Annotated in this window: 11 protein-coding genes; 9 read left to right on the top strand and 2 right to left on the bottom strand. The window is 64.5% G+C overall.

Annotated features, from left to right (window positions below):
- Both CCR82_RS18270 and CCR82_RS04610 read left to right on the top strand, forming a co-directional pair.
- A partial coding sequence (locus CCR82_RS18270) for a hypothetical protein (RefSeq protein ID WP_207190920.1) occupies positions 1-241 on the top strand: 241 nt, incomplete at its 5' end.
- A gap of 89 nt (positions 242-330) precedes the next feature.
- Entirely contained in the window at positions 331-945 is a 615-nt protein-coding gene (locus CCR82_RS04610) for a metallophosphoesterase family protein (protein WP_201244239.1), read from the top strand.
- A 109-nt stretch (positions 946-1054) separates the two neighbouring features.
- Here CCR82_RS04610 and CCR82_RS18890 read toward each other — a convergent pair whose 3' ends face one another.
- Entirely contained in the window at positions 1055-1558 is a 504-nt protein-coding gene (locus CCR82_RS18890) for an NAD(P)-dependent oxidoreductase (protein WP_276570535.1), read from the bottom strand.
- Positions 1440-2057 (bottom strand): NAD(P)-dependent oxidoreductase, encoded by a 618-nt coding sequence (locus CCR82_RS18885; protein ID WP_276570534.1) that lies wholly within the window; start codon positions 2055-2057, stop codon positions 1440-1442. Before CCR82_RS18885 ends, CCR82_RS18890 begins: the two co-directional genes overlap by 119 nt.
- A gap of 459 nt (positions 2058-2516) precedes the next feature.
- On the opposite strand from CCR82_RS18885, the gene CCR82_RS04600 reads away from it, so the two are divergent.
- The 7 genes from CCR82_RS04600 (at position 2517) to CCR82_RS04570 (ending at position 9353) form a co-directional block, all read left to right on the top strand.
- Positions 2517-2936: a CBS domain-containing protein gene (locus CCR82_RS04600; protein ID WP_201244238.1), complete on the top strand. Its 420-nt coding sequence runs from the start codon at positions 2517-2519 to the stop codon at positions 2934-2936.
- Positions 2937-3024: 88 nt separating this feature from the next.
- Positions 3025-6090, top strand: coding sequence for a monovalent cation/H+ antiporter subunit A (locus tag CCR82_RS04595; protein WP_201244237.1), 3066 nt, complete (start codon positions 3025-3027; stop codon positions 6088-6090).
- Complete coding sequence (locus tag CCR82_RS04590; RefSeq protein WP_201244236.1) at positions 6090-6566, top strand: Na+/H+ antiporter subunit C; 477 nt, start codon at positions 6090-6092, stop codon at positions 6564-6566. The genes CCR82_RS04595 and CCR82_RS04590 overlap by 1 nt, the downstream gene beginning before the upstream one ends.
- A complete protein-coding gene (locus CCR82_RS04585) occupies positions 6563-8179 on the top strand; it encodes a monovalent cation/H+ antiporter subunit D (protein ID WP_201244235.1) in 1617 nt (538 codons plus the stop codon). The genes CCR82_RS04590 and CCR82_RS04585 overlap by 4 nt, the downstream gene beginning before the upstream one ends.
- The gene (locus CCR82_RS04580; protein ID WP_201244234.1) at positions 8176-8682 is read left to right on the top strand and encodes a Na+/H+ antiporter subunit E; all 507 of its coding nucleotides are present in this window, start codon (positions 8176-8178) and stop codon (positions 8680-8682) included. The genes CCR82_RS04585 and CCR82_RS04580 overlap by 4 nt, the downstream gene beginning before the upstream one ends.
- Positions 8679-8969 carry a K+/H+ antiporter subunit F gene (locus tag CCR82_RS04575; protein WP_201244233.1) on the top strand — a complete coding sequence of 97 codons (291 nt, stop codon included), beginning with the start codon at positions 8679-8681 and terminating at the stop codon, positions 8967-8969. Before CCR82_RS04580 ends, CCR82_RS04575 begins: the two co-directional genes overlap by 4 nt.
- On the top strand, positions 8970-9353 hold the full coding sequence (locus tag CCR82_RS04570) for a Na+/H+ antiporter subunit G (RefSeq protein WP_201244232.1): 384 nt from the start codon (positions 8970-8972) through the stop codon (positions 9351-9353).
- The last annotated feature ends 26 nt before the right edge of the window (positions 9354-9379 follow it).

The raw sequence follows: 9379 nt of genomic DNA, 5'->3' as shown, positions 1-9379 counted from the left end.
CGCGAAGATCATGTTCAACAGGGCGCCCCTTGGTCGTCGCCTGGGTCTCAGTGAGAAGTGGACCGATGATGTCCCATTCCGCATCGGTCACGTCGCTATCGTAGCCCTGGCGCGTTGGATGCTGCTCTCGATTCATTGCAAGACCTCCAATGAACGGGCGAGTGAACCGTTTCTCGCCGAACACCGTGGGTATGATGCTATAAAAATCAATGCTTTAGTTTCCAAACAGCCTCTGAAGTGAAGCGGCATGATGAACGGATGCTCGCCGCAGGCGATACGCGCCGCGGTCGCAGGCGAGATCCGATCCATCGCTTGTCCTTGAAGCAGTGAATGTGCCACCTCTTCGACCCGTACAAGCGGATTCGGGCCATTGCCGACAAGGTCGAGGTGGAGATCGACCTGCCCGGGCTTGCGATCGTGCCGCTCAAGACCGTCGCGCGCTGGCAGCCACGCCCGAACTGGTCGAAAGGCTGGGTGACCGAGGCGGCGTTGGAGCGATGCCTCGCGCGGCTCAATGCGCTACCCGAGGGAACGCGCGCGCTGGTGACCGCCCATCATCCCCTGCGAGAAGCCGGCACCCAGGGCACCGCATTGACCCGACAGGGCCAGAAGGCGATGACCGAGCTGGCCAAGCGCGAGGTGCTTGCCGTGCTCTCGGGCCATGTCCATGACGCCTTCGATCTCACCGAGGAGACGGTGCAGGGGTCGGTGCGCATGATCGGTGCTGGCACCCTGTCGCGGCGCTTGCGCTCAACACCGCCGAGCTTCAACGAGCTGCGCTGGGACGGCGAGCAGCTCGCAGTCTGCGTTCGCAATCTCGAGGGCTACGACACAACGGAGATGATGATCAACGAGGTTCCCGAGGACGCGACGCCACCGCGCAAGCCCGACGAGCCGGTTGCCCCGGTCGATGAGGTTCCGCGCACCGACCCGCCGGTGCATTGATCCTCGGTCAATGCCGAGCCAGCCGCAAACAGCCTCTAAGGCCGAGTCGCATAGATCGGCGCACTGTGCCGGCAATCGAGACATGCCTTGTCTCCACATAAAGGGTTCCTCAGGCGGCGATGTTGCGCGGCCGACCTTCAGCATAGGCTGCCAGGTTGTCGACCGTCGTCTCCAGGATGCGCTCAACCGCCTCCCGTGTATTGAAGGCGCTGTGCGGTGTGACAATCACATTGCGGAGATGGATCAGCACCTGCCCCGCCAGCAGGTTGTTAAGATCGTGGCGGCTCTCATAGACTGAGCGCAGAAGCTCCGCCTCCTCGCGCACCACGGGCTCCTCCGGCAGCACATCCAGGCCGGCCGCAGCGATCTTGCCCTCCACCAAGGCGCGCGCCAACGCGCGGTGGTCAACGATGCTGCCGCGCGCTGTATTGATCAGAATAGCGCCATCGCGCATGCGGTCGAACTGCTCGCTCGAGATCATGTTCCGGGTCTTCTCATTGCCGGGAACATGCAGCGTGATCACGTTCGAACCTGCAAGTAATTGGTCCAGTGCGACATAGGTGAACCCCTGCTCGCGGGCCGCTCGCGAATCTGGCTTGACGTCGAAGGCCAACACCTCCATCCTTAAAACCGCGGGCGATATCGATCACGGCACGGCCGATATCGCCGGTACCGACCACTCCGATCGTCTTTCCCCGCAGGTCAAACCCCTGCAGACCGTGCGCGGTGAAATCGCCGCGACGGGTGCGCTGAACCGCCTCTTCCATGCGGTGGCTAAGGGTCAATAACAGCGCGAAGACATGTTCGGCGACCGTCGTCTTGCCATAGTCCGGCACATTGGTCACCGTAACGCCGCGCTCGCGGCAGCGGTCCACATCGATGTAATCGACACCGGTCGAGCGTGATGCAATCACCTCGAGCTTGGGCATTTCTGCCAAGACGTCCCGCTCGATCGAGGAGTAGATAAAGGTGCTCACTGCTTCGGCATCCGCATAGCGCGAGGCGTTTGCCGGGCGCAATGGCTCGCTGGTGAACTCGATCTCGTGCTCGCCGTCCAAACGATCGAAGGCTCCGGCTTCCCAGTTCTCGACATCAAAGACATAGATCTTCATGGCTCAGGCTCCGTTCGGGCTACGAGGCGATGGGCGTGCAAGCAACTGCGCGACTGAGAGCTAATCGTAGAACTGCTCTCGCGTTGATTCTTGCCGAGAGGATCAGCAAGCAGTGTGCCAGTGCGCTTTTCTGTGCAGAATCCTTGCCAGCAGACAGGATCTGCAATGAGTGCGCGTTGATTGCGGCGATCACAATCGGCCGGACAGGCCAACCAGGGGCAAATCCACCACAGCGGTGCTTTTCGCCAAGCGCAAGCGGCTGAGCGAGTCAGAAGCGAGTCATACTCGAGTGCGCCGATTGGCGCAGCGCGCCGACCTGCGGGCGTACCACTTGAAACCGTCGCCACTGAGCTGTTAGCGCTAACCTTACCAAGAGCATTGGCACTGGCTTTGCACAATTCAGGCTGGTCGGCGGGACGAGTCTCGCCCCGTCATTCTGCACTAACAGGAGCGAAACCTATGCAACTCCAAGATGTGATGACCCCTCAGCTCGAGTACATCAGTCAGAACGAATCGATGATCCATGCCGCCCGCATGATGCGCGAGCACGACATCGGGATGCTGCCGGTTCTGGAGGAAAACCAGATCGTCGGCGTCGTGACCGATCGCGATATCGTCACGCGTGGCCTCGCCGATGCGATCGATCCGGAGACACCAGTGTCTCGCATCATGACCACCGGCGTGGAGCTTCGCTATACCGACGACGATGTTGATGAGGCCGCCAAGCTGATGGAGCAGCAGCAGATCCGCCGTTTGCTCGTCTTGGACCGCACTGAGCGCAGTGTCGGTGTCGTCTCGCTCGGCGACCTCGCCACCCGCTCTGATCAAACCCAGCTCAGCGGCGAGGTGCTCGAAGAAGTCTCCCAGCCGACACACTAGCGCAGGCAGGGCGAGTGTCGAAAAGCTGGTGCAACAGCGGGGGCAACAACGGAGCGCGGCGGTGCGGTGCAAGCAGCCGTGATCAACCATGACCTTGGTGCTGATCATCGCCGCGCCGCTGCTCGCGGCCGTGCTGGCAGTACCCGCCCAGCGGGTTGCTGTCCGCGCACCCTCCATACTGGCCGTCGGTGCCGGCGTCATCACGCTTGCGGCAGCGCTGATGAGCCTGTCGAGCATCGCCGCCGGCGAGATCTGGCAGGTCGACATATCCTGGCTGCCAAAGCTGGGGCTGGAGCTGGCGCTACGGCTTGACGGTCTCGCCCTGCTGATGGTGCTGCTGGTCGCAGGCATCGGGCTGCTGGTCAACCTCTACGCACGCTATTATTTACCCGAGGACGCCCCGCGCGGGCGTTTCTTCGCCCTCATGCTGCTGTTTCAGGCCGCGATGCTCGGCCTGGTCATGGCCGACAATCTCTTGTTGCTGCTGGTCTTCTGGGAGCTGACCAGCCTGCTCTCGTTCCTGCTGATCGGCGTCGATCCAACCTCGGCCGAGGCGCGCCGTGGCGCCCGTATCGCGCTGCTGGTGACCGCCAGTGGCGGCCTTGCGTTGCTCGCCGGCTTCCTGCTGCTCAGCTCGGTGGTCGGCAGCTTATCGCTCACTGAGGTGCTCGGTGCCGGCGAGCAGGTCCGCGCCGACCCGCTCCTGCTGCCGATCCTCGTGCTGATCCTGCTCGGCGTCGCGACCAAATCGGCGCAGGTGCCCTTTCATTTCTGGCTCCCGGCGGCCATGGCCGCGCCGACACCGGTCTCGGCCTATCTGCATTCGGCCACCATGGTCAAGGCCGGTGTCTTCTTGCTGGCGCGGCTCTTTCCCGTCTTTGCCGAGAGCCCGCCCTGGTTTCCGCTGGTCGGCGGCCTCGGCCTCACGACCTTCGTCTTCGGTGCCTATGTGGCACTGTTTCAGCAGGATCTGAAGGGACTACTGGCCTACTCGACGATCAGCCATCTGGGGCTCATTACCTTTCTGTTTGGACTCGGCACGCCGCTCGGCGCGGTTGCCGGCCTGTTCCACCTGGTCAATCACGCCGTCTTCAAGGCCTCGCTGTTCATGGCCGCGGGCATCATCGATCACGAGACCGGCAGTCGCGATCTGCGCCGGCTCCGTGGCCTCTACGCCTATCTGCCGATCACCGGCGGGCTGGCGATGATCGCTGCTGCGGCGATGGCGGGAGTGCCGTTGTTGAACGGCTTCCTGAGCAAGGAGATGTTCTTTTCCGAAACCCTGCATTCCTTGCGCATCGCCGACTGGCCGCTGCTGTTGAAGGCCGTGCTGCCCATCGCGGCCATCCTCGGTGCTGTGCTCTCGGTCGCCTATTCGCTGCGCTTCATCCACGACACCTTCTTCAATGGTCCCTACCCGGTCCATGATCCCGAGCTGCGCTATCCCCCGCATGAGCCACCAGACTGGATGCGTCTGCCCGTTGAGGTATTGGCCGCCCTCTGTGTGGTTGTTGGTGTGCTCCCGCAGCAGACCATCGAGCCCATCCTGCAGCTCGGCGTCATTGGCATGCTGGGGTCCCTGCCCGATTTCCATCTCTCGATCTGGCACGGGCTCTCGCCGGCGTTCCTGATGAGCGGCCTGGCGCTCGCCGGCGGCGTCCTCATCTACGCGCGGCGGTGGCCCCTGTTCAGCGCCCAGGAGCGCATCGCACAGGAGCACCGTTTTCCAAACTGGCGCGCCGAGACGCTCTTTCAGCAGCTCAGTGCAGGCTTATTGGTGCTCGGCCGCCGGCTGCATCCCTGGCTACAGCTGAGCTCTTTGCAGCGATCGACGGTCTGGCTGCTGAGCGCTGCTGTAGGCCTCGGCAGCCTGGGCTGGCTCGCGGCTCAACCGCCGGCAGAATCAGCGGTCGCTCAGGCCCCGACCGCTGCAATACCGACCACGGCAACACCGGCAAGCAGCTCTCCCGACGCGGCGGTGCTGGCGATGCCCATCGACATCGTCAGCATCGCCGCTGCGGTGGTGCTGGTGGCAGCGACTTTCACGCTGCTGCGGCAGCGCGCCCAACGGGTCATGGCCGTGGTGCTGACCGGTGTGATCGGCTTGATCGTCAGCCTCGCCTTCGTGCATTTCTCGGCCCCGGATCTGGCATTGACCCAGCTCGCAGTCGAGCTGGTCACCACGCTGTTGTTGGTGCTGGTGCTGGCAGTGTTGCCGCGCGGCGACCCCCAGCCGGTCGCCCGCTGGCGCCACAGACGCGACCTGTTCATTGCCGCCCTGGTGGGAGGCGCCAGCGCCGCGCTCACCGCCAGCATGCTGCAGCATCAAACCCCCGGCAGCGGCGAATGGTACCTGCGGCTCGCCGAGCCCGCCGCCGGCGCAGCCAACGCGGTGAATGCCATCCTGGTGGATTTCCGCGCCTTCGATACCCTCGGTGAGATCACCGTGTTGAGCATCGCTGCAGCGACAGTGATGGTGCTGCTCACGGACCTGCAGCTGCGCCCACTCCAGCGCATGACCAAGAACGGACACGAGTCAGCGCATCCGCTGCTGTTCGCCATGGTGTCGCGGCCCGTACTGCCGGCAGCGCTGATGCTAGCGGCCTTCTTGCTTCTGCGCGGTCACCAGGCGCCAGGCGGTGGCTTCGTCGCCGGGCTGGTCATTGGCACGGCCTTGATCGTGCAGGAGAGCGCCAACGGACGCGCCTGGAGCGAGCGGCAGCTTCAGTTGAGCACGCAACCGCTGATCGGTGCTGGTCTCCTGCTTGCCCTGGCCACCGGTCTTGGGGCGCTGCTCTTTGGACGACCCTTTCTGACCAGCGCGTTCTGGCATGGCAGCCTGCCCTGGCTGGGCGAGCTGGCATTGACGAGCACGCTGCTGTTCGACATCGGCGTGATGATGATCGTCAGCGGGACGCTGCTGCTGGTGCTGGATGGTCTCGGCCGCGTCGGTGCCAGCGGTGCCAGCGGTGCCAGCAGTGCCAGCAGTGCCAGCAGTGCCAGCAGTGCCAGCGGCGCCAAGGGTGCTAGCAGTGAAAGCAGTGCCAACAGTGCTAACAGTCAGGGTGCGGCGGGGCCAGGTGCGAGAGCTCAGCAGCAGGTCGACGCATCCGATCTCGGTGATGCCGAGCAGACCCGCGGGAGGAACGGCTGATGCTCTGGCTCTTCGCGGGCAGTATCGGCCTGTTGATGGGGGGTGGCGCCTACCTGGTGCTGCGCGCGCACGGCTTCTCGGTCGTGCTTGGGCTGATGCTGCTGACCTACGCGACCAACCTGTTCGTCTTCGCATCAGGAGGGCTCCAGGTCGGACGCGCACCCGTGCAGGTACCCGCGCAGACCGGCGGCAACGCAATCGAGCTCATGGCCGATCCGCTTCCTCAAGCACTGGTCCTCACCGCCATCGTGATCGGCTTTGCGATGACGGCCTTGGTGCTGGTGCTGATCTTGCGCGCCTTGTCCGATCTCGGCTCCGAGCGCGTCGACGCCCAGCCCATGGGCGCGGCGCCCAGCGAGCCCCAGGTAGGCGAAGCCCTACCCGAGCAAGGCCAGCCTGATGCATGCCAGCCCGATGAATTCAGGCCGAGCGAATCCCAGCTCGGCGAATCCCAAGCCGGCGAGGAGGAGCCATGAGTCTGCTCCTGATCCTGCCTCTCGCGCTCCCGCTTGGCCTCGGGGCCTGGCTATTCGCTCGCTCTGGGATGCCGCTTCGCCAGCAGCGCAGGCTCAGCCTGATGGGTGCGCTTGGTCAGCTCGGGGCGGCAGTCGGGCTGCTGGCACTGGCCGTGGACGGGCAGATCGCAGCCACCTTGATCGGAGACTGGCCTGTGCCCTATGGCATCGTGCTGGCTGCCGATCGACTCTCAGCGTTGATGCTGAGCCTCACCAGCGCCCTAGCCTTGGCTGCCATCGCGCATCTGTCCCTTAGCGCCGCTGACACGGAGCGAAGCGGCCGCCATTTCCATGCCCTGCTCCAGCTGCAGCTGTTCGGTCTGGCCGGTGCCTTCCTGACGGCCGACCTGTTCAATCTGTTCGTGTTCTTCGAGGTTCTGTTGATCGCCTCCTATGGACTCCTGGTCCAGGGCGGCGGTCCCGCGCGCAGCCGCGCGGCCTTGCACTATGTGGTGCTCAACATGGTCGGCTCGAGCCTCTTCCTGATGGGCGTGGCCTTGCTCTATGCCGTCACTGGAACCTTGAGCCTGGCGGAGCTGAGCGATCGTCTGCCTGAGCTCGCTCCAGACCAGGCGCCTCTGGCCGGCACCGGTCTGCTGCTGCTGACCGGCGCCTTCGCGCTGAAGGCGGCGCTGGTGCCCTTGCATGCCTGGTTGGTCCCGGCCTACAGCGCGGCGTTGGCGCCGGTGGCGGCGCTGTTCGCGATCATGACCAAGGTCGGTGTCTATGCGCTGTTGCGCCTGTTCGCACTGATGCCCATCGGCGATGCGCTCAGCGACGCCGCCTTGGCTGAGCGGCTACTCGCCAGGCTGCCCATTCAGACGGTCATCGCGACCGGGGCGCTGCTCACGCTGGCGGTCGGTGCCGTCGGCGTGGTCGTTGCCGCCGAGCTGCGGACCATGGTCGCCTATCTCATCCTGGTATCGGTCGGCACGCTGTTGGCTGGTGTTGCCGCCGGCACTGCTGAGGGTATCGCCGCTGGTCTCTATTATTTGATCCATACCACCCTGGTTACGGCCGGACTGTTCCTGCTGATCGATGTGATCAGCCAGGGCCGTGCGCGAGGTTCTTGGCTGCAGCCTGCCCAGCAGCCGCCCGCGGCCGCTTGGCTAGGAGCCCTGTTCCTGCTCGGCGCGCTCGCGATCGCTGGCCTGCCACCACTCAGCGGTTTTGTCGGCAAGGCATTGATCCTGGAGGCCGTGCAAGATGCGAGCGTGGCGGGGTCTGGGTCTGGTCCAGATTGGATGCTGAGCTGGACCGCCGTGCTTGGCTCCAGCCTGCTGGTCGTGATCGGACTGTCGCGCGCCGGGATCGCGATCTTCTGGCAAGGGCCGCCGTCGACCAGCATCGCCAGCGGACGCGGCGCTTATGCACCGACCGCCGCCGCCCTGCTCGCGGCCAGCCCGCTGTTGGCCCTCTTCGCTGCACCGATTGCCGGCTACACCCAGGCGCTCGCGCTTCAGCTCCTGGACGGCGAGGACTACATCCTGGCGATCAGGGGGTTGGAGCCGGTGGACCCGCCCTCGGCTGTGACCGAGGCGGTCGCTAAGTCCATCCACGGAGGTCCGTCATGAGACGCCTGCTCGCGCCATTGATCCGCCATCCGCTGGCGGTCTTGTCGTTGACGCTGCTTTGGCTGCTGCTGCAGGTCAGCCTTGCGCCCGCTCAGATCCTGCTCGGGCTCATCCTGGCGTGGGTGGTGACCGGTGTCTCGAGCCGCTATTGGGCCGACCGGCGCCGGCCGCGCCGCCCGCACCTGCTCGCGCTCTATCTTTGGCGTGTCGCGGTGGACGTGGTCATCGCCAACCTGCGCATCGCGGCGTTGATCCTGACGCCTTCACGCCATCCGCGACCGGCCTTCGTCGAGCTACCGCTGACCTTGGAGGAGCCCTTTGCGCTCTATCTGCTGGCGACCACCATCACGTTATCACCGGGCTCACTGTCGGCCGATCTCAGTGACGATCGGTGCGTGCTGTTGCTGCATCTGCTCGATGCGCCCTATCCGGCCGATGCGACCGCCGAATGTGCAAAGATCAAGCACCGTTACGAACGCCTACTGCTGGAGGTCTTTCCATGAGTATCCTGGATCTGGCCATCGACGCCGCGCTGACCATGCTCAGCCTGGCGTTGCTGCTGAACCTGTGGCGTGCGCTGCGAGGCCCGGACCTGCCTGACCGCATCCTGGCACTGGACACGCTCTACACCAACAGCATCGCGCTGCTGGTGCTGCTCGGCATCCAGTTCCACAACATGCTGTATTTCGCCTCGGCGCTGCTGTTAGCGCTGCTCGGCTTTATCACCACCGCCGCGCTCAGTCGCCATCTGCTGCGCGGTCAGCTCATCGAAGAGACCCGGGAGCATTGAATGCTGTTGATCGATACACTGGTGGCTGCGCTCATCCTGCTCGGCGCCGCCTTCACCCTGATCGGCTCGATCGGCCTGGCCACGTTGCCGGACTTCTTCTGTCGACTGCATGGTCCCACTAAATCGACAACCCTGGGCGTCGGCGGCATGCTTGCGGCCTCGGCGCTGTATTTTGCGGCCCAAGGTCCGACGCCACATCCAACCGAGCTGCTCGTCGCGCTGTTCTTGTTCATGACGACACCTGTGAGCGCGCACCTGCTGGCCAAGGTGGCGCTGCGTCTGCATTTGCGCTCATTGGCGCCGGTACCGGCGCGCTTTCGCCATGAGCAGACTGATGGCTGCGACTCAGCGCCTGCTCATCGATCCAGTGGTCGGGTCAGCTAGGAGGCTGTCCGACTTATCGTCCGGAC

The organism is Halochromatium salexigens (assembly GCF_016653295.1).
Classification (GTDB): Bacteria; Pseudomonadota; Gammaproteobacteria; order Chromatiales; family Chromatiaceae; genus Lamprobacter; species Lamprobacter salexigens.
Note: the sequence above shows the minus strand (reverse complement) of the source record. Positions and strands in the feature narration are given on the sequence as shown.

Bases quoted from the DNA above. Each gene is read 5' to 3' on its own strand.
- CCR82_RS04595 (WP_201244237.1), top strand. From the start codon at position 3,025: ATGACCTTGGTGCTGATCATCGCCGCGCCGCTGCTCGCGGCCGTGCTG.
- CCR82_RS04580 (WP_201244234.1), top strand. From the start codon at position 8,176: ATGAGACGCCTGCTCGCGCCATTGATCCGCCATCCGCTGGCGGTCTTG.
- CCR82_RS04610 (WP_201244239.1), top strand. From the start codon at position 331: ATGTGCCACCTCTTCGACCCGTACAAGCGGATTCGGGCCATTGCCGAC.
- CCR82_RS18885 (WP_276570534.1), bottom strand. From the start codon at position 2,057: ATGAAGATCTATGTCTTTGATGTCGAGAACTGGGAAGCCGGAGCCTTC.
- CCR82_RS04575 (WP_201244233.1), top strand. From the start codon at position 8,679: ATGAGTATCCTGGATCTGGCCATCGACGCCGCGCTGACCATGCTCAGC.
- CCR82_RS04600 (WP_201244238.1), top strand. From the start codon at position 2,517: ATGCAACTCCAAGATGTGATGACCCCTCAGCTCGAGTACATCAGTCAG.
- CCR82_RS04585 (WP_201244235.1), top strand. From the start codon at position 6,563: ATGAGTCTGCTCCTGATCCTGCCTCTCGCGCTCCCGCTTGGCCTCGGG.
- CCR82_RS04590 (WP_201244236.1), top strand. From the start codon at position 6,090: ATGCTCTGGCTCTTCGCGGGCAGTATCGGCCTGTTGATGGGGGGTGGC.
- CCR82_RS04570 (WP_201244232.1), top strand. From the start codon at position 8,970: ATGCTGTTGATCGATACACTGGTGGCTGCGCTCATCCTGCTCGGCGCC.